Source organism: Nonomuraea sp. NPDC049607 (assembly GCF_040675375.1).
Classification (GTDB): Bacteria; Actinomycetota; Actinomycetes; order Streptosporangiales; family Streptosporangiaceae; genus Nonomuraea.
The window spans coordinates 1-19,656 of record NZ_JBFAOV010000012.1 but is presented as its reverse complement, the minus strand read 5'-3'; the positions used below and the strand labels follow the sequence as shown (position 1 = coordinate 19,656).

Sequence of the window (19,656 nt, the reverse complement as noted above, 5' to 3'; positions counted from 1 at the left end):
CCCGGGGGTGTGATCCACTTCAGGATGCCCAGAGCATAAACCGGCTTGTCCGAAATGAGTAGACCATCCGGTATTAAAGATGATCTGGCGTCGAAGGCCGCGGAAAGTGAAGCAGCGATCTTGTCGGTGGGGCGATCTATCGTCCCGGCCATGACTTCAGCGACGCAGGCGTACACGTACGCCGCGCCCTCCTCCCTCGTCGACGGCCGGCTCGGTCTGGCGACCTCCGGCGGCCGGGCCCTGTCCGGCCCGGCCGTGGCCCCCCGGTTCTTCAGCGGCGTGGTCACGCAGGCCGCCCCCGCCGCCGCGGCCCTGCTCGGCGTCGCCGACGTGGCGCTGGCCCGCTACCACCAGCCGCAGTCGCGGCCCGGCTGGGTACGCGACCCGGTGGTGACGTGCAACGGCGACCGCCTGCGCTTCGAGTCCTTCTCGGCCTGCGGCGGCGTGTACGCCCGGCTCGACCTGCTGGACGGCGCGCTCGACGGCGAGGTCTTCGACCGGGGCACCACCAACGTCGACGTCAACGCGCCGCTGCGGGAGGCGCTGGCGCGCATCGGCACGCGCGACCCGCTGCACCTGGGGGTGGGCCTCGACGAGCTGGTCGTGACCACGACGGACGGCGCGGTGGTGGAGAAGAAGGTGCCGCTGCCCGAGCGCTGGCTGCGCGGGTTCGCCGAGGTGCAGGTCATCGCCTCGGGCATGGACCAGCGCGGCGAGCTGGCCGGCATGGCGGCGGTGCGGTTCCTGCGCGGGCTGCCCAAGAAGGGCACGGTGTGGGTGGCGCAGTCCGGGCGCGACCTGAAGGTCTCCCAGCACCAGGTATCCGGCTCGGTCCAGCTCGCCGGCCCCAACCGGCTCGGCACCCTCCTGCCGCTGCTGCGCTTCGCGAAGTCCCTGCGGGTGTACGGCCCGCCCGACGCCGCCTCCAGCGCCTGGGAGCTGGAGCTGCCCGGCATGCGCTACACGCTCACCCTCTCGCCCGAACGCTGGCGCGGCTTCTCCGGCGAGGGCGCGGTGCTCGACGACCTGGCCACCGACGAGGCCGAGAACGACGCCGACGTGGTGGGCATGCTGCTCAACTTCGAGCCGGAGATCGAGATCGGCCTGCTGGCCGACCGCGCCGGCATCCCCGCCGACCGGGTACGTGCCGCGCTGACGCGGCTCGGCGTCGCCGGCCGGGTCGGCTACGACCTCTCGGAGGCCGCCCACTTCCACCGCGAGCTGCCCTACGACAAGGACAACGTGATCCTGCTCAACCCGCGGCTGGCCAAGGCGCGCAAGCTGGTCGAGGCGGGCGCGGTGCACCTCGAAGGCGAGTCGGCCACCGTCCGCACCTCGGGCGGCACCCGCCGGGTCTCGCTGGCCGACGGCTCCTGCACCTGCGAGTGGTGGTGGGACCATCGCGGCTCCCGCGGGCCCTGCAAGCACGTGCTGGCCGCCCGGATCGTCGCCCGCGCCGCCGTGGAGGTCTCCCGATGACCCTCTGGACGGAGATCCTCGACCTGATCACCCGCAACCAGGTCGCCCGCCTGGCCGACCGGCTGGGCACGATCACCGAGCAGGAACGCGCCGAGCTGGGCGGACGGCTGCCCGGCTTGGTCAAGGAGCTGCGCCAGGCCCGCACCGAACGGCTGCGCGCCGAGCACCCCGACGACGTCGAGGGCGTCGAGGAGATGGCCTCCTGGGAGGTCGGCGACCTGCTCGACACCGTGGCCGGCGCGCTGCTGCTGACCGGCGTCGGCGTCATCACCGGCCCGGCCGCCGCCGTGGCCTGGATGACCGGCCGCGACGTCAACCGCCGCTGGGCCAGGGAGCCCAACGTCGCCCAGGTGTGCCGGTTGGCGGCCACCCGGCCCCTGGAGTGGCGGCGCGACGTCGCGGTCCGGCTGGCCCGGCGGGTGCGCCGTCCCGCCGACCGCATCGCGCCGCTGGCCGTGGCGCTGCTGCGCGAGTCCGGGGCCGTGCCGCCCGACCACGACCCGCTGGTGGCCGCCTGGCTGACCGTCCCGAGCGTGCCCGGCGACCCGCTGACCCCCGTGCTGCTGCCGCGCGTCTTCGACGCCGACGGCGCGGGCCGTGCCCTCCGCGACGAGCGGCTGGAGCCCCGGCCCAGCCGCTGGCTGGCCGCCGCCGCCCGCGAGCTGCCCAGGGAGCAGGCGCTCGACGGTTGCGTGAGCCGGTTCCTGCGCGGCGGCGAGGCGCAGGACCTACGTTTCTTCGTCCGGCTGCACACGCTGCTCGACCCCACGCCCGCGGAGTCCGCCGCCCGTCTGCGCGACTACCTGCGGCTGTTGCCGTCGGCCCCGGGCACGGTCGCCGAGCTGGCCGCCGCGCAGGTGCGCGGGGCGATGCCGCTCGACCACGCCGACCTGGTCGAGGCGGTCGACGCGCTCACCTTCCGGGCCGAGGCCAAGCTCGCCACCCTGGGCCTGCGCTGGCTCGACCAGGCGATCCGGGCCACGCCGGAGACGGCCGCCGACTTCGTGACCGCGCTGACCACGGCCTACGCGCACGCGTCCTTCGACGTGCGCAACCGCGCGGTCGAGCTGACGCTGCGGCACGCCGCCCTGTTCGCCGACCACGCCGAGGCGATCCTCGACGGCGTCCGCGCGCTCCCCGCGGATCTGGGCGCGAAGCTGGCCGGGCGGTTCGGCGGGGACATACCGGTCGAGGAGCTGCTGGAGCGCAAGGAGTTCCCGCCGCTGCCCGAGCCGCCCGAGGCGCGGCGCTTCCCCGAGCCGTCGGTCTTCCCCGACCACCACGAGCCCTGGATCGAGCAGGAACGCTGGCTGGCGGCCTTCGTCACCGGCGCCGCCGGCGACCGGGCGGCACTGCGCCACGATCTCAGGGGCCACGCCGAGCAGGTCCACACCTACTGGCGGACCGACAAGGTGCGCCTCGACCCCGACAGCTGGCAGGCGGCGCTGTCCGCCGAGCTGGTCACCCCGGGCAGCGTGCCGGAGGTGCCGCCGATCCGGCCGGAGAAGTTCTGGGACCAGGCGAGCCACTCCCTGAGGGCGCGCGTCCTCACCCGTGGCGAGGATCCCGCCGCGCAGCCGCCGCAGTCCCGGCGGATCATGGTGGGCGGCTTCCACCGGCCCGGCCGCTACCTCGACGACGACGCCCCGCTGCGCGCCTTCTTCATCACCTGGACCAGCGACGACGGCCCCGGCAACGCGGTGGCCCACGAGGGCGACCGGCAGGTCTCCTTCGCCGGAGGCCGGATCCACCTGAACGACCCCGACCCTCTCCACCCGGTCCAGGCCAGGCCCGGCATCCAGTACGACGACTCCGCGAAGGCCATGCCGGACCACATCCTTGAGCACGCCTACGAGCGCATGGCCGAGTTCGGCGTGCGGCCCGCCCGGATCGCCGCGATGCGGGCGGGTGACCAGGTGCCCCCGCCGGGCCCCGACGAGCCGCTGGTGCAGGTGACCGTCGTCTTCGTCCCGCCGCGGCTGCGTTCGTACATGCCCCATGAGCTGCCCGAGCAGGACGAGTGGCGGCGGCGCAACCGGCTGCCCCACGCCCATCGTGTCTCCCCGCCCCACGACTTCCTGCTGCACCGCCACGCCGAACTCGCCGAGGCCCTCCGGACCGGCACGCTGCCGCCGGTGCTGCTGGCCACGCCGACCTGGACGAGCGGCCACCTCGACCCCGACGTGCTGATCGACCGGCTGGAGACGTGCGCCGCCGCCGGCGTCGAGCCGCTGCCGGCCGACCTGGCGCAGGCGCTGCTGCGGCTGCCCCGGGGCGCCCACCCGGCGGCGGCCGAGCGGGCCGCCAAGGTCGAGTCGGAGGCGGCCGGGTCCGCCGCCCGCTGGCTCGCCGGCGACGGCCTGGCCGACCCCGAGTGCGGCCACGTGTGGCGTCACATGACAGGCGCGTCCATGGTCGACTTCGGTGACGGCGAGCCGGAACACTTCACCGAGGTCAGACTGCGGCCCGTGCTGCGGCTGACGGCCCCGACCGGCCATCGGCTGATCGACGAGGTGCTGCTGCGCGAGCCGTCCGACTCGACCGGCGAGTCCGGCCACACGGTCGGCGCGTGGCCCGCCATGCTGCCCTCGCACCGCGAGGTCGTGGCCGTCAACTTCCTGCCCTACCTGTTGCACGGCCACTGGGGGGTGTGGAGCGCCCCGGCGGCGCTCGCCGGCCTGGAGATCGCCCAAGGGCCGATGGGCGAGCCGACGGCGGTGATCCTCGCCTTCCTCCTGGCCGGCGGCGTGCCCGGCGTGACCCGGCAGATCCTGAACCTGGCCGCCAGGGGAGAGCTGCCCGCCGAGGCGATCGGCCGCCAGCTCGCGCTGGTGCTGCGCCGCACCTGGCAGGAGACCCGCCCCGCCATCGCGGCCCTGACCGCGCTGGCCGAAGCCGGCGGCCACCACGAGGTGTGGCGCATCCTGCTGACCCTGCTGCCCGGGATGCTGCCCGGCGAGGGGCGCCGCGTCACGGCGACCCACACCGCGCTCGTCGCCTTCGCCGCCGACGTCGCGCACTGGACCGGCGCGCGCGGGGAGATGCCGGTCATCGCCGAGTACGCCCGCGGCCGCCGGACGACCCGCTTCGCGCACGAGTGCCGGCGCCTGCACGCCCAGCTCACCGGAGCCACCTCGTGACCGCCGACGACGTCCGCACCGAGATCAGGAACCTCGTGCTCGCCCGCGACACCGAGGGCCTGGCGGCGCGGCTGCCGACGCTCACCGGCGACGAGCGGGCCGCCGTCGCCGCCGAGCTGCCCGGCCTGCTCGCCGAGGTGCGCCCCCGGCTGGCCGCCATCGGCTGGGACGGCTTCGCCTGGACCGCCGACGGCCACGCCGCCCGCCTGTCCGAGGCGCTGAGGATGACGGGCGCGGCGACCGTTCCCGGCCCGGCCGGCGCCGCCACCTGGCTGACGAAGCGCGACCTCAATCCCCGCGGGACCGACGCGCCGAGCCCGCACCGGCTGGTGAAGGCGCTCTCCGGCCGCCCGGCGGCCTGGCGGGCCGATCTGGCGGCCCGGATCGCACGCCGCGTCCGCCGTCCCGACGACCGGATCGTGCCGCTGGCCCTGGAACTGCTGCGCGACGGCGCGACCACCCCGCCCGACCACGAACCGCTGGTGGCGGCCTGGTTGTCGGCGGCGGCCGTGGCCGAGGACCCGCTGACGCCGCACCTGCTTCCGCGGATCTTCGAGGCGGCCGGCGCGGGCCGGGCGCTGGCCGGCGAGACGCTCACCCCGAAGCCGTCCCACTGGCTGGCCCTGACCGCCCGCGCGCTGCCGCGCGAGCAGGTCATCGCCGGCTGCGTGCGCCGGTTCCTGCTCGGCGGCGACGCGCGTGACCTGCGGTTCTTCGTCCGGCTGCACACGCTCGTGGCGCCTGCGCCGGAGGAGTCGGCCGGGCTGGTGCGCGACTACCTGCGGCTGCTGGCCGCCGCGCCGGGCCCGGTGGCCGAGCTGGCCTGGCAGCAGGTACGCCGGGCGCGCCTCGACCCGGCGGACGCCGCCGAGGCCGTCGAGGTGATGACGTTCCGCCAGGAGGCCAAGCTCGCGGTGAAGGGCCTGACCTGGCTCGACCGCGATCTCGGCCGCCATCCCGAACGCGTGGCCGACCACGTCACCGCGCTGACCAACGCGTACGCGCACGCCTCCCACGAGGTGCGCGACCGCGCGGTGGCCCTCACCCTCAGGCACGCCGCCCACCTCCCCGACCCCGCCCCGATCCTGGAGGGCGCCGAACTGCTGCCCCCGGCCTCGGCCCGGCGGCTCCGCGAGCGGTTCGTCGAAGGCTGGACCGGCGACTTCACCCCGGGCCGGCTGCCGGAGCCCGTCGTGCCCGGCCCGTTCCCCGCGTCCGGCCCGCACGGCGGCCCGCACGGCGGGCCGCCGGGGGAGATCGGCTGGATCGGCGTCGAGGCGTGGCTGGCGGCGGTCGTCCGGGAGGCGCACGCGCATCCGGGCACCCTGCGGGAGAGGCTGGCCCGGCGGTTCGGCGAGGATCTGCGGCCGGTGCTCTACGACGCGCCGTCGTGGGAGTCCCCTCGTGACTGGTGCACCGCGCTGGCCAGGGAGCTCGTCAACCCCGGCGAGGACCCGGGGCCGCCCGGGTCACGTCCGCGGCGCCGGGTCCGCCCCGACCCGGCCGGCGATCTCGGGCACACCCTGTACGACGGCATGGTGACCCTCGCGGCCACGGCCTTCCGGCTGTTCCCCGCCCTGCGCACGATGGTCCCGATCCACGAGCTGCCCGCCGACGTGCGGGCGGACCTCCTCCGGACGGACGACGCCGAGCCCGACCTCCACGACCTCTACGCCCCCGGCGCGCGGCCCGCGTCCGCCGGTTGGAGCCGCCTCCCCCACCAGCGGAATTGCGCCCACCCGCACGCCTTCCTCCTGGCCCGCCTCGACGAGCTGCTGAGCGCGGCGAAGGCCGGAGCCCTGCCCCCGGTCCTGCTGGCCACCCCCACCCGCGCCGACGGCCACCTCGCCCCCGAGACCCTGCTCACCCGCCTGGCCGGGTACGCGGACTCCGGTCGCGAACCGCTGCCGCTGGATCTGGAGCAGGCCCTGCTGCGCCTTCCGCCCGGCCCCGCCCCCGACCTGGCCGCACGCGCGAAGGGCCTCGGTTCGGCGGCCGGCGCGGTGGTGGCCCGCTGGTTCGAGCGCGGCGCGCCGCCGCCTCCGGAGGTGGAGCTGACCTGGAGCCTCGACCTCGGGCCTCACGGCGACCGGGGGCTCGGCCCCCAGGTGAGCTGGCGGCCCGTGGAGCCCACCGGTCTCGCGCACCTCGACGCCCTGCTGACCGCGCCGTCCGGGACACGTCCGTCCCGGCGCGCGTCACGGCGGTTCTGGCCGGGCATGATGCCGCACCACCGGGAGCTCGTGGCGGCCCATCTGGCGATCGGACTGACCGGCCGCTTCGACCCGCCCGACCTCACGATCGACGACCTGCGCGGCCTCGCGTCGGCCGAAGGCGCGTCCGGCCCGGCCACGGCCCTGGTCCTGGCCTACTTCCTCACCCTGGAGGGCGACGACGCGGTGCCTCCGCTGCTTGAGCTGGCGGCCAGGGGCGCGCTTCCCGCCGCCGAGACGGGCCGCCTGCTGGGCCTGCTCGGCCGCCGCACCCGCCACGAGACCGACCCGGCGCTGCCCTCACTGGAACTGGCCGCCAAGCAGGGCGCGCACGCCGAGGTGTGGACGATCATGCGCCACCACCTGCCCGTCTTCCTCCCCCGCGAGGGCGAACGGGCCCGGCGCCCGCACACCGACGCCGTCGTGCTGGCCACCGACCTCGCCACGTGGGCGGGCGCGCGCGGCGAGATCCCGGAGGTGGCCGCCCACGCGGAGAGACGCGGCTCGACCTCGCTCACCCGCGCCTGCCGGAACCTCCACCGGGAGCTGACCCGGCCGACCTGATCGACCCGGCCCGGCCGAGGGTGACGGCCGAAGCGGCGCCGGGTCAGCTCCCGGCGCCGCTTCGGTGGTCCTGCCTGCTCAGCCGGCCACCAGCTCGTAGCCCGCCTCTTCGACGACGTCCCTGATCCTGGCGTCGTCGAGGGCGTCGGCCGAGGTGACGGTCACCTGTCCCGTGGCCAGCTCGACGTCGACCGAGGAGACCCCGGCGACCTTGCCGATCTCGGTCTTGACGGTGCCCGCGCAGCCACCGCAGGTCATCCCGGACACCGTGTAGGTCTTCGTGCTCATCGCCTCGCTCCTCTCGTAAATACCCCTGCCGGGTATGTGACGAAGAGAACGTACGCCCGATCACCACGAAAGGCAAGCCATACGGAGGAGGGGTATGTGAGACGCGCGTCACATTGCCTCAGGGATACCCCCTACCGGTATGGTGCCTCGCATGAGAATCCTTGGCAAGATCATTGTTGTCGGCGCCTCGCTGGCGGGGCTGCGGGCCGTCCAGACCCTGCGCCGCGAGGGCTTCGACGGCGAGCTCACGCTGGTCGGCGCCGAGGCGCACGTGCCGTACAACCGGCCGCCGCTGTCCAAGAGCGTCCTGCGCGGCGACGAGGACGTCACGCTCCCCGGTGCGGAGGAGCTCGGCGAGGAGTGGCTGCGCGGCAGGCGGGCCGTACGCCTGGACGCCGCGAATCGCACGGTCGTCCTCGACGACGGCACCGAGCTCGGCTACGACGGCCTGGTCATCGCGAGCGGCGCCCGTCCCCGGCGGCTCGACGGCGTGCGCACCCTGCGCACCATCGAGGACGCCCTGGCCCTGCGCGCCGAGCTGGACTCCGGCCACGAGCACGTGCTCGTCATCGGGGGCGGGTTCATCGGGGGCGAGGTGGCGTCCACGGCCAGGCAGCTCGGCCGCAAGGTCACCCTGGTCGACTCCGGGCCGCACCCCATGCACGCGGGCCTCGGCGCGGAGGCGGCGCGCTGGCTGGCCGGGCACCACGAGCGCAACGGCGTCGAACTCGTCACCGGCACCCGCGTCACCGACGTGACCGACGGCCGGGTGCGTCTCGCCGACGGCCGCGTGCTGTCCGCCGACCTGGTCGTCGGCGGCATGGGCGTGACGCCCAACACCGAATGGCTGGAGGGCAGCGGCCTGGCCGTGGACGACGGCGTCGTGTGCGAGCCGACGCTGTACGCCGCCGGTTCGGCCGACGTCGTAGCGGCGGGCGACGTGGCCCGCTGGCCGCACCGCCTGTACGACGACGCCCTGATCCGCGTCGAGCACTGGTCCAACGCCAACGAGCAGGGCGCGGTGGCCGCCCGCAACCTCCTGGCGGGCCCCGAGCAGGCGCAGCCGTTCGCGGACGTGCCCAACTTCGCCACCCACGTGCACGGCGCCCGCATCCAGACGGCCGGCCTGCCGCACCTGGCCGACGAGGCCCGCGTCGTCGCCGGCAGCCCGGAGGAGGACCGCTTCGCCGTGGCCTTCGCCCGCGACGGCGTGCTGGTGGGCGCGGTCGCCGTCAACGCGCCGAAGGACCTGATCAGGCTCAAGCGATCCGTCGCGGCGCGCGAGGCGCTCTGACTACGACCGCGGGTAGCATGACCGGCATGATGCGTGGCCTTGGGGAGCTCGAATCCACGATCATGGACTGGATGTGGGCCAGGCGCCGCCCCGCCTCCGTCCGCGACGTCTTCGAAGACCTCAGGCAGCGGCGGACCATCGCCTACACCACGGTGATGACCGTGATGGACAAGCTGCACACCAAGGGCATGCTCCGGCGCGAGGCCGTCGGCCGCGCCTACGTCTACGAACCGGTCGCCTCCAAGGAGGCCTACACCGCCGACGTGATGCGCCGCGCGCTCGCGGGCAGCGGCAACCAGGCCGCCACGCTCGTGCACTTCCTCGAACGGCTCACCCCCGAGGAGGCGCAGGCCCTGGAGGCGGCCCTGCAGGTCTACCCGCACCGGGGCCGCCCCGCATGATCGCCGCCGCCGTCCTGGCCTGCTACACCGTGGTGGCGGCCGTCTGGCTGCCCGCGCTGGGGCGGCGGGCCGCCAAGTGGGCCGACCGCGCGCCCCGGCTGGCGATCGCGCTCTGGCAGGCGGGCGCGGCGTCGGTGGTCGCCTCGGCCGTCCTGGCCGCGCTGGCCTTCGCCGTGCCGGCCGAGGTCGTGGGGCACGGGCTGGCGGGGCTGTTCGAGGTCTGCGCCGGCATGCTGGGCGACGGTTCGGGCGTGACCCGGGTCGGGTCGGCGGCCATTCCGGCGGCCGCCGCGGTGGCGGCGAGGGTGGTCTGCTGCGGCGGGGTCGTCCTGGTGCGGGCCTCCGTCGAGCGTCGCCGGCACGCCGCCATGCTGCGGCTTCTCGGGCGGCGCGACGCCGAGCTGGGCGCGGTGGTGATCGATTATGACGAGCGGCTGGCGTACTGCGTGCCGGGCCGGCGCGCGCAGACGGTGATCACCACGAGCGCGCTGCGGGCCCTGACCCCGGAGCAGATCGCCGCCGTGCTGGAGCACGAGCGGGCGCACCTGCGCGGCCGTCATCATCTGGTGCTCGCCGGGGCCGAGGCCCTGGTCCGGGCGTTCCCCCGGGTGCCGCTGTTCGAGCAGGCCAGGACCGAGATCGCCCGGCTGGTCGAGCTGCTCGCCGACGACGTCGCCGCCCGCCGCCACCCGCGCGCGCAGATCGCCGCGGCGCTGGTGAGCCTGGCCACCGGGCGCGCGCCCGCGTTCACGCTCGGAGCCGGCGGCGAGACGGCGCTCACCCGCGTACGCCGGCTGCTCGGCCCGGAGCAGCCGCTCCGCCGCCGTGAACGGCTGACCGGGCGGCTCCTGGTCAGCGCGCTGCTCGGCGGGCCCGGAGTGGTCGCGCTGGCGCCGGGGGTCGGCTCGTTCCTGGCCCATCACTGCCACTCGCTGTTCTCGCTCTGACCTACGACCACATCTAGTAGCCGACGCCACCCGAGCGCGTCCGGCCGCACGGCCACGCCCTGAGACGCCGCGACCACATCCCGCGGACCTCGGACTGCCGAGCCACACCGAAGAACCCTTGAACGAAGTTCTACTAACCATGATAGTAGAGTTACGAATCGGGCGAAATCGCCCCTATTTCCCTTCTTCGTCCACCAGGAGGCCCGCCCCTTGACCCGGACGCATACCCCATACCCCTACCCTGTGGAGCCACATCATGGACCATAGCGAACATCACCACCATCCGCCCGCCGCCACCTGGACCACGGCCGCGCAGGCGACCCTGCACTGCCTGACCGGGTGCGCGATCGGCGAGGTGCTCGGCATGGTGATCGGCACCGCGGCCGGCCTGTCCAACCTCGCCACCGTGATCCTGTCGGTGGCGCTGGCGTTCGTGTTCGGCTACGCGCTGACCATGCGCGGCGTGCTGCGCGCCGGGCTGGACTTCAGGTCGGCGCTGAAGGTGGCACTGGCCGCCGACACCATCTCGATCGCGCTGATGGAGGTGCTGGACAACACCGTGATGGTGACCGTGCCGGGCGCCATGGACGCCGGGCTGGCCGACTGGCTGTTCTGGGCGGCCCTGGCCGGGTCGCTGCTCGTGGCCTTCCTGCTGACCACGCCGGTGAACAAGTGGCTGATCTCCCGCGGCAAGGGTCACGCGGTGATCCACCAGTACCACCAGGGCCACTGAGAAGACCCGCCCCGGGCAGGCGATGAGCCGCCCCGCCCGTCGTCCGCACCTGCTCGGGACATGGACGGCGGGCCGGCGGCGGCCCCCCTGAAGCGCCGCCCCGATCCGCGCGCCGCACCGAATCTCCGAACAACCGCCCGTGGACTTGACAGATACCCCCCCGGTGTATGTATGTTCATCGCCAGATACCCCCTACAGGTATACAGCCGAACCGAGAAACCACCCGCATCCCCCACCGGGGTACGGCGTAACGCTGGAGAATGCTCATGTCCACACCATCTCCCCGGCGATGGACCGCCCTGGCCCTGATCGCCACGGCCCAGTTCATCGTCATCATGGACACGTCGATCATCGGCGTGGCCCTTCCCCGCATCCAGGAAGACCTCGGCTTCTCGCAGGAGAACCTGTCGTGGGTCTTCAACGCCTACGTCGTCGCCTTCGGCGGGCTCCTGCTGCTCGGCGGCCGGCTCTCCGACCTGTTCGGCGCACGCAAGCTGTTCGGCGCCGGCTGGCTGATCCTGCTCGCCGGCTCGCTCGTGGCCGGCATCGCCCCCGAGGTGTGGGTCGAGCTCACCGGACGTGCCGTCCAGGGCGTCGGCGCGGCCCTGATCGCCCCGTCCGCGCTCACCCTGCTGATGATGCTGTTCGGCCACGACCCCAAGGAGCTCACCAAGGCCCTCGCCCTCTACGGCGCGGCCGCCCCGGCGGGCGGCACCGCGGGCGTGTTCCTCGGCGGCGTCATCACCGAGTACCTGAGCTGGCCCTGGGTCTTCTACATCAACATCCCGATCGCCCTGGTCGCGCTGCTGGCCACCCGCCCCCTGATGCCGGCCGGCCAGTCCCAGCGCGGGTCCATCGACGTCTTCGGCGCGCTGTTCGTCACCGCCGGGCTCGGTGCCGCCGTGTACGCCATCGTCCGGGCGCCCGAGGTCGGCTGGGGCTCCGCCGAGACCTGGGGCGTGCTGGCCGCGGCCGTGGTGCTGCTCATCGCCTTCCTCGCCATCCAGGCCCGCCGCCGCGAGCCGCTGATGAGGCTGTCGATCTTCCGTACGCCGAACCTCGCCGCCGCCAACCTGACCCAGCTCCTGCTCGGCGGGGCCTGGATCCCGATGTGGTTCTTCCTCAACCTCTACCTGCAGCAGGTGCTCGGCTACAGCGCCTTCCCCAGCGGCGCCGCCCTGGTGCCGATGACCGTCCTCATCATGCTCGGCATGATCGTCCTGGCGCCGCGCGCCATCAACCGGTTCGGCCCGAAGGCCGTCACGGTGGCCGGCCTCGTCCTGCTCGCCGTCGGCATGGGCTGGCTGTCGCTGATCAGCCCCGAAGGCAGCTTCGCGGTGGACGTCCTGCCCGCCAGCCTCGTGGCCGCGCTCGGCATGTCGCTGGCCTTCATCCCCTCCCTCGGCACCGCGATCTCCTCCGCCCGTCCCGAGGAGGGCGGCCTCGCCTCCGGCATCGTCAACACCAGCTACCAGGTCGGCTCGGCGCTCGGACTGGCCGCCATGACGGCCGTCGCCGCCGCGAACGGCGCCGCCCAGCTGGGGAACCTGCCCGCGCTGACCGACGGCTTCTCCTCGGCCTTCGTGGGAGCCGCCGGGATCGCGGTGGCCGGCGCGCTGATCGCCGCGCTGACGCTGCGCTCGCGGGGCGCCGTGCACACCGAGGCCGCCGACGAGACCCCTGCCGCCGCCCGCGGCTGACCTCGACGCCCACAGCTCCGAAGGAGATCCCCATGTCCATCCTCATCGCCTACGACGGCTCGTCCGACGCCCGCCACGCCGTCGAGGAGGCCGCCCGGCTGTTCCCCAGCGTCTCCGCGGTGGTGCTCTACGCCCGTCAACCTCTGGAGAGCCTCGCCGCCCACCTCGAAGGGCATCCCGCCCTTGAAGATCTGCGGGACATCGACGCCAAGACCCTGGACGCCTCCGAGCGGCTGGCCGCCGAGGGCGCCGACCTGGCTCGCACCCTCGGGCTGAAGGCCGAGCCGCGGGTCGCCTCGGTCCCGGAGGAGGTGGTCGCCGCCACCATCGTCGCCGTCGCCGAGGAGATCGACGCCTCGCTGATCGTCCTGGGCTCCCGTGGCCGGCAGGGGCTGCGCGCGCTGCTGTCGGGCAGCACGTCCACCCACGTCATGCACGCCACCTCGCGGCCCACGCTGATCATCCCGTCGAAGCCGCTGGCCGACGCCCGCCGCGCCGCCGGGCATGGCGCGGCCCGCTGAGGCCGTCGGAAACGCCCGGCTCCCACGGGAGCCGGGCGTTTCCGCGTGCCGGTGAACGCGCTCGACGCCGCGTGCGTATCTCCAGACGAGCCGGAACGGCCGTCTGTTACGCCGGGTAGTACGCCCGAAAGGCCCACACTCAGGAAGACTTTCTGTACTATTCCGCCTCAGGCATGGAGACATACGAGGAGGCATCGTAGTGGTCGTGGCGACGAGGCTCGCGCGAGCGGCAGTGGCCGTGACACTGGCGGCGGTCGGGGCGCTCTCCGTCCCGGATGCCGCCTTCGCCGATCCGTCCCCCGCCAAGGCCAAGGCCAAGCTGGTGAAGCTGAACGAGCGGGCGGACGAGGTGGTCGAGCGGTACAACCAGGCGTCCGAGGCGTACAAGACGGCGAAGCGGAAGTTCGACGCGCTCAACGCCGAGGTCGAACGCAAGAACGCCCAGGCCGACCAGTTACGCAAGGATCTCGTCACGACGGCGGTCAGCGACTACCAGTCCGGCCCGATCACCAGCTGGGGCCGCCTCGTCGCCGAGGGCAGCCCCGAGACGGTGCTGAGCGGCATGGCCTCCCTCGAACAGATCTCCCAGGCCAGAGCGGCGAAGCTGGCCGCCTTCGCGGCGACCACCAAGGACCTGCGCGACCGGCGCGACCAGGCCAAGACCGTCCTCGCCGAGGCCGACACGGCGCGCGACAAGTTCCGCTCGGAGAAGGCCAAGGCCGAGAAGATGGTGGCGGAGCAGACCAAGCTCCTGCGCAAGCTCAACGCCTTCCGCAGCGGCGATCCCAACAGTACGGGGATCAGGTACACCGGCCCGGCCTCCGGAAGCGCCCGTGCGGCGTTGCAGTTCGCCTTCGCCCAGGTCGGCAAGCCGTACCGGTTCGGCGGCACGGGCCCCGGCTCCTACGACTGCTCCGGCCTCACCCAGGCCGCCTGGCGCACGGCGGGGGTCGCGCTGCCCCGCACGACCTGGACGCAGTGGTCGTGGGGCGCGGCCAGACGCGTCCCGCTCGACGCGTTGCAGCCCGGCGACCTGCTCTTCAGCAAGGGGCTGGGACACATGGGCATGTACGCCGGCAACGGCAAGATGGTCCACGCGCCCCAGACCGGGGACGTCGTCAAGGTGGTCGACCTCGACGACTACTGGCGCGCCCGGCTGCTCGGCGCGGTCCGCCCCTGACCGACGACGGCGGCCATCCGTTCGACGCCCTCGCCGACCCGGGCCGGCGAGGTGGCGAAGTTGAGCCGGACGAACCCGCCGCTGTCCGGGCCGAACCTCAGCCCTGCCGACAGGCCGACCCTGCCCTGCTGGAGGAACACCTGGGCGGGATCGTCGCCCAGGTCCAGCGGGCGGCAGTCGAGCCAGGCGGCATAGCCCGCCTGCGGCGGGTGATGGGCGACGGCGGGCAGGAGGTCGGCCAGGCGTCCGGCCAGCAGGTGCCGGTTGCCGTCGAGGGCGGTGATCAGCTGATCGAGCCAGGGGACGCCGTGCGTGAAGGCGGCCTCGGAGGCGAGCACGCCGAACAGTCCGGCACCCTCGCCGACCTCCTCGCGGATCGCCGCGACGTCGGCGCGGGCGTCCGGCCCGGGGACGGCCAGCGCGGCCTTGAGCCCGGCGATGTTCCACGCCTTGGACGCCGAGACGAAGGCGACGGAACGGGCCGCCGCCGGGCTGTCCAGGGACGCGAACGGGACGTGCCGGTGGCCGGCGTAGGTGAGGGGGGCCAGGACCTCGTCCGTGACGACGCGCACGTCATGGCGGTCGGCCAGCGCGGCGACCCTGGTCAGCTCCTCACGGGTGAGGACCAGGCCGGTGGGGTTGTGCGGGTTGCACAGCAGGTACGCCCGCGCGCCCGCGGCGAAGTCGCGCTCCAGCCGGTCCAGGTCGAGGCGGTGGCCGTCGGGCCCGGCGGCCAGCGGGTTGCGGACCACCTGGCGGCCGAGGTGTTCGAGCCAGGTGAAGAAGAGCGGGTGGCCGGGGGTGTTGACGACGACGCGGTCACCGGGTCCGGTGATGATCCGGAGGATCTCCACGACGCCCGACATGATGTCCGGGAGCACGCGTGCCCCGGCGGGGTCGGGGTGCCACCCGTACCGTTGCGCGGCGAAGCCCGCGAACGCCTCGGGCAGGCCTCCGGCCCGCGCGTAACCGGTGTCGCCGCGGCGGACGGCCGACGTCAGCGCCTCGGCGACGGGCTCGGCGAGCGGGGTGTCCATCTCGGCGATGCGCAGGGGAAGGACGTCGGGAGGGAACTCGCGCCACTTGACGCTGTGCCGCCGGCGCAGTTCCTCGGTGGTGAGCGCGGTGAGGATGTCGTCCGGGTTGGTGGTCAACGGGGGTCCTTCCTGTGCAGATGATCAGAGCCTAGGCCGGACCGTTCCACTCCCCGGCGGCGGGGCCGAGCGCGGGAACGCGGAAAGGGCTCCGGGCGGGGTGCCCGGAGCCCTTTCCTGGGGTGTTCACTTGAAGCGGCGCAGCCGCAGGCTGTTGCTCACCACGAAGACGCTGGAGAAGGCCATCGCGGCCCCCGCGATCATCGGGTTGAGCAGGCCGAGCGCGGCCAGCGGCAGGGCGGCCACGTTGTAGGCGAAGGCCCAGAACAGGTTGCCCTTGATCGTGCCGAGCGTCCGGCGCGACAGCCTGATCGCGTCGGCGGCCACCCGCAGGTCGCCGCGGACCAGGGTCAGGTCGGAGGCCTCGATCGCGGCGTCCGTGCCGGTGCCCATGGCCAGGCCCAGGTCGGCCTGGGCGAGCGCGGCCGCGTCGTTGACGCCGTCGCCGACCATCGCCACGACCTTGCCCTCGCCCTGGAGCTCCTTGACGACGTCGACCTTGTCGGCGGGCAGCACCTCGGCGATCACCTCGTCGATGCCGACCTCGGCGGCCACGGTCCTGGCCACGGCCTCGTTGTCGCCGGTCAGCAGGACGGGCGTGAGCCCGAGCGCCCGGAGCTGGCTGATGGCCTCCTTGCTGGTGGGCTTGATCACGTCGGCGACGACCAGCACCGCGCGGGCCCTGCCGTCCCAGCCGACCGCCACGGCGGTCCTGCCGTCGGCCTGGGCGGCGTGCAGAGCACGTTCCAGGTCGGGTGACAGGTGCTGCGACCACTCCTCCAGCAGCCTCGGGCGGCCGACCAGGACCGCGTGGCCGTCCACGACGCCCTGGACGCCGAGGCCCTCGACGTTCGCGAAGTCCTCGGGGGTGGGCAGGTCGCCGACGCGGGCGGCGGCGCCCTTGGCGACGGCCTGGGCGATCGGGTGCTCGGAGGCGTGCTCCAGGGCGCCCGCCAGGCGCAGCACCTCGGCCTCGTCCTCGCCCTCGGCCAGGTGCACGCCGGTGAGCGTCATCCGGCCCTCGGTCACGGTGCCGGTCTTGTCCAGCACCACCGTGTCGATGCGGCGGGTGGACTCCAGCACCTCGGGGCCCTTGATCAGGATGCCGAGCTGGGCGCCCCTGCCGGTGCCGACCAGCAGCGCCGTCGGGGTGGCCAGGCCGAGCGCGCACGGGCAGGCGATGATCAGCACGGCGACCGCGGCGGTGAAGGCCGCGCCGACGCCGTCGCCGGTGCCGAGCCAGAAGCCCAAGGTGCCGAGGGCCAGCGCGATCACGATCGGGACGAAGATGCCGGAGACACGGTCGGCCAGGCGTTGCACCTGGGCCTTGCCCGTCTGGGCGTCCTCCACCAGCTTGGCCATCTGGGCGAGCTGCGTGTCCGCGCCGACCCGGGTGGCCCGCACGACCAGCCGGCCGCCCGCGTTGACGGTCGCGCCGGTGACCGCGTCGCCGGGCCGCACCTCGACGGGCACGGACTCGCCGGTCAGCATCGAGGCGTCCACCGCGGAGGTGCCCTCCTCGATCACGCCGTCGGTGGCGATCTTCTCGCCCGGCCGCACCACGAACCGGTCGCCCACGGCCAGCCGGTCGCTGGGGATGCGGGTCTCCACGCCGTCGCGCAGCACGGCTACGTCCTTGGCGCCGAGCTCCAGCAGGGCGCGCAGCGCGGCCCCCGCCCGCCGCTTGGAGCGGGCCTCGAAGTAGCGGCCGGCCAGGATGAACGCGGTGACCCCCGCCGCGGCCTCCAGGTAGATGTTGCCCGACCCGTCGGTGCGCTCGATCGTGAACGCGAAGGGATGGGTCATTCCCGGAGTGCCCGCGCTGCCGAAGAACAGCGCCCACAACGACCAGCCGAGCGCGGCGATGGTGCCGACGGAGATCAGCGTGTCCATGGTGGCCGCGCCGTGGCGCAGGTTCGTCCAGGCGGCCTTGTGGAAGGGCCAGCCGGCGTAGACCACGACCGGCGCGGCCAGCACCAGCGACATCCACTGCCAGTTCGTGAACTGCAACGGCGGGATCATCGCCATCGCGATCACCGGCACGGCCAGCACCACCGAAGTGATCAACCGGCTGCGCAGCGGCCGCAGCTCGTCCTCCGGCTCCTGCTCGCCCGGCTCGCCCTCGGTCCTGGGCGGCGCGGGCAGGGCCGCGGTGTAGCCGGCCGCCTCCACCTGGGCGATCAGCTGCTGCGGATCGACGCCTTCGGGGAAGGTGACCTTCGCCTTCTCGGTGGCGTAGTTGACCGTGGCGGTCACGCCGTCCATCTTGTTGAGCTTGCGCTCGATGCGGTTGGCGCACGAGGCGCAGGTCATGCCGCCGATCGAGAGTTCGACCGCGTTCTGCCGGTCATCGGTGACAGCAGACATCACCATTCCCCTTTCTCCGTGGCTCGATCAGTGGCTGTGGTTGCCGTGCCCGCCGGGCGTCGCCGGCGCGGCGGACGTGGCGGCCGCCGGCCCGGCGGCGAGGGTGAAGTCGGCGGTGCGGACCTCGCCCTCGTGCTGGAAGTCCAGGAACAGGCGGTAGTCGCCGCCGCTCGGCACCTGGGCGTAGAAGACGATCTCGGGGCCGGGCTTCGTCCTGCCGTCGCCGGGCTCGCCGTCGGGGTGGACGTGCAGGTAGGCGAGGTCGCGGGCGCGGAGGGCCACCAGGTGGCCGAAGGCGCCGAGGTAGGGCTGCAGGTCGGTGACCGGCTTGCCGTCCTTGCTGACCTTGAGGGTGAGCTTGCTCGCCTGGCCCGGCGTCAGGTCGCCTTCGAGGGTGACGTCGTAGCCGTCGACCTTGGACGTACGGCTCGCCTCCGGCAGCGGCTTGGGCGCGTAGTCGCCCCCCACGGCCAGGTCGGCGCCCAGCGTCAGGGGCTCGCCGCCGGTCGGCGCGAAGTCGGCGAAGGCGCGGTAGCCGCCCGCCTCGGGGAAGGTGACCTTGACCGACCAGACCCCGTCGGCCGCCATCTCCGGATGGACGTGCTGGAAACTGCCCAGGTCGCGGGAGACCACGATGAAGTGCAGCTTCTTGTCGTGCTGGACCTGGTAGTCGGTGACCGCCCGGCCGTCGGGGCCGGTCACGGAGAAGCTGAAGTCGGTGGCCTCACCGGGTTTGATCGTCGCGGTGAGCGGGTTGAGGGTGTAACCGTTCTCTGACACTTGGAGCCCCCCGGGGGTATCGTTCGTCGTCTGCTGGGCTGCGTGCTGGTCGTGACCCGCGCTCTCCGCGGTGTCCGCCATGGCGCTGTGGGCGGTGGCGGGTGCGGCCCCGACCGGCCCCACGGCCTTGCCGGCGCCCAGGGCGCCGCCGAAGACGACGGCCAGCCCCAGGGCGTAGGAGCCGAGCTTGGCTGCGGTGTTCACGACTGATTCGCCACTTCGTACCCGGCCTCCTCGACGGCGGCGACGATGTGCGCCGCGTCGATCGGGCTGTCACTCTCGACGGTCAGCAGGCCGGAGGCCAGGTCGACCTGGACGCCGGTCACCCCGGCCACCTCGCCGACCTCCTCCTTGACCGAGCTGACGCAGTGGCCGCAGGTCATGCCCTTGACGGTGTAGGTGGTGGTGCTCATATCGGTCTCTCCTTCAATCCGGTCAGGAACGAACAAGTCTGGCGATGGCGTCGGAGGCTTCCTTGACCTTCGCGTCGGCCTCGGGACCGCCCTTCAGGGTGGCCTCGGCGACGCAATGGGCCAGGTGCTCCTCAAGCAGCGACAGGGAGAACGACTTCAGGGCGCTGGTCGCGGCCGACACCTGGGTCAGGATGTCGATGCAGTACTTGTCGTCCTCGACCATCCGCTGCAGGCCGCGGACCTGCCCTTCGATCCGGCGCAACCGCATCCCTTGGTCCTGCTTGTTACTGCGTCCAGCCATGTCCAGCCCTCCCTCGGCTCGTTGCCGTTGAGAACACTATACCCCCCTATGGTATCCAGAAGGCAAGGGGCTCCGACGTGCTGATTCGCGACAGAGGTGTTCGAGCAGCTCTGAAACGCAGCGGCGCCCGGCCGATGAACCGGCCGGGGGCCGCCGGGGGGGCGCCGGGGTAAGGAAACCG

General features: G+C 73.7%; 16 protein-coding genes. 10 read left to right on the top strand and 6 right to left on the bottom strand.

The features are described from left to right. Positions 1-150: 150 nt before the first annotated feature. From AB0J97_RS23710 to AB0J97_RS23700, 3 genes are read left to right on the top strand one after another with little or no spacing between them, the layout of a single operon-like run. Positions 151-1,479, top strand: coding sequence for an SWIM zinc finger family protein (locus AB0J97_RS23710; RefSeq protein WP_364092001.1), 1,329 nt, complete (start codon positions 151-153; stop codon positions 1,477-1,479). After that, the gene (locus AB0J97_RS23705) at positions 1,476-4,619 is read left to right on the top strand and encodes a hypothetical protein (RefSeq protein WP_364091999.1); all 3,144 of its coding nucleotides are present in this window, start codon (positions 1,476-1,478) and stop codon (positions 4,617-4,619) included. Before AB0J97_RS23710 ends, AB0J97_RS23705 begins: the two co-directional genes overlap by 4 nt. Next, positions 4,616-7,396 (top strand): hypothetical protein, encoded by a 2,781-nt coding sequence (locus AB0J97_RS23700; RefSeq protein WP_364091997.1) that lies wholly within the window; start codon positions 4,616-4,618, stop codon positions 7,394-7,396. The genes AB0J97_RS23705 and AB0J97_RS23700 overlap by 4 nt, the downstream gene beginning before the upstream one ends. Before the next feature lie 78 nt (positions 7,397-7,474). Here the strand turns inward: AB0J97_RS23700 and AB0J97_RS23695 are convergent, their stop codons facing one another. Further along, positions 7,475-7,684: a heavy-metal-associated domain-containing protein gene (locus AB0J97_RS23695; RefSeq protein WP_357700554.1), complete on the bottom strand. Its 210-nt coding sequence runs from the start codon at positions 7,682-7,684 to the stop codon at positions 7,475-7,477. Between the two features lie 151 nt (positions 7,685-7,835). On the opposite strand from AB0J97_RS23695, the gene AB0J97_RS23690 reads away from it, so the two are divergent. The 7 genes from AB0J97_RS23690 to AB0J97_RS23660 all read left to right on the top strand — a co-directional run bounded on the left by AB0J97_RS23690 (position 7,836) and on the right by AB0J97_RS23660 (position 14,460). Then, positions 7,836-8,978, top strand: a complete 1,143-nt coding sequence (locus AB0J97_RS23690) for an FAD-dependent oxidoreductase (RefSeq protein WP_364091995.1) — start codon at positions 7,836-7,838, stop codon at positions 8,976-8,978. Between the two features lie 26 nt (positions 8,979-9,004). After that, positions 9,005-9,379 (top strand): BlaI/MecI/CopY family transcriptional regulator, encoded by a 375-nt coding sequence (locus AB0J97_RS23685; protein ID WP_357700550.1) that lies wholly within the window; start codon positions 9,005-9,007, stop codon positions 9,377-9,379. After that, positions 9,376-10,326, top strand: coding sequence for a M56 family metallopeptidase (locus AB0J97_RS23680; RefSeq protein WP_364091993.1), 951 nt, complete (start codon positions 9,376-9,378; stop codon positions 10,324-10,326). Before AB0J97_RS23685 ends, AB0J97_RS23680 begins: the two co-directional genes overlap by 4 nt. 256 nt (positions 10,327-10,582) lie before the next feature. Further along, positions 10,583-11,059, top strand: a complete 477-nt coding sequence (locus AB0J97_RS23675; RefSeq protein ID WP_364091991.1) for a DUF4396 domain-containing protein — start codon at positions 10,583-10,585, stop codon at positions 11,057-11,059. Positions 11,060-11,325: 266 nt separating this feature from the next. Then, positions 11,326-12,759: an MFS transporter gene (locus tag AB0J97_RS23670; RefSeq protein WP_364091989.1), complete on the top strand. Its 1,434-nt coding sequence runs from the start codon at positions 11,326-11,328 to the stop codon at positions 12,757-12,759. 32 nt (positions 12,760-12,791) lie between these two features. Continuing rightward, positions 12,792-13,280 (top strand): universal stress protein, encoded by a 489-nt coding sequence (locus AB0J97_RS23665; RefSeq protein ID WP_364091987.1) that lies wholly within the window; start codon positions 12,792-12,794, stop codon positions 13,278-13,280. Between the two features lie 205 nt (positions 13,281-13,485). Then, positions 13,486-14,460: an NlpC/P60 family protein gene (locus tag AB0J97_RS23660; RefSeq protein WP_364091985.1), complete on the top strand. Its 975-nt coding sequence runs from the start codon at positions 13,486-13,488 to the stop codon at positions 14,458-14,460. Here AB0J97_RS23660 and AB0J97_RS23655 read toward each other — a convergent pair. The 5 genes from AB0J97_RS23655 to AB0J97_RS23635 all read right to left on the bottom strand — a co-directional run bounded on the left by AB0J97_RS23655 (position 14,421) and on the right by AB0J97_RS23635 (position 19,475). Next, positions 14,421-15,614, bottom strand: coding sequence for an aminotransferase class I/II-fold pyridoxal phosphate-dependent enzyme (locus tag AB0J97_RS23655; protein WP_364091983.1), 1,194 nt, complete (start codon positions 15,612-15,614; stop codon positions 14,421-14,423). The two genes, AB0J97_RS23660 and AB0J97_RS23655, sit on opposite strands and share 40 nt — an antisense overlap. Before the next feature lie 126 nt (positions 15,615-15,740). Beyond that, positions 15,741-17,981, bottom strand: a complete 2,241-nt coding sequence (locus tag AB0J97_RS23650; protein ID WP_364091981.1) for a heavy metal translocating P-type ATPase — start codon at positions 17,979-17,981, stop codon at positions 15,741-15,743. Between the two features lie 27 nt (positions 17,982-18,008). Then, positions 18,009-18,965 (bottom strand): hypothetical protein, encoded by a 957-nt coding sequence (locus AB0J97_RS23645; protein WP_357700534.1) that lies wholly within the window; start codon positions 18,963-18,965, stop codon positions 18,009-18,011. Then, positions 18,962-19,174: a heavy-metal-associated domain-containing protein gene (locus tag AB0J97_RS23640; RefSeq protein ID WP_364091978.1), complete on the bottom strand. Its 213-nt coding sequence runs from the start codon at positions 19,172-19,174 to the stop codon at positions 18,962-18,964. The genes AB0J97_RS23645 and AB0J97_RS23640 overlap by 4 nt, the downstream gene beginning before the upstream one ends. A gap of 22 nt (positions 19,175-19,196) precedes the next feature. Beyond that, positions 19,197-19,475 carry a metal-sensitive transcriptional regulator gene (locus tag AB0J97_RS23635; protein WP_357700530.1) on the bottom strand — a complete coding sequence of 93 codons (279 nt, stop codon included), beginning with the start codon at positions 19,473-19,475 and terminating at the stop codon, positions 19,197-19,199. Between the last annotated feature and the right edge of the window lie 181 nt (positions 19,476-19,656).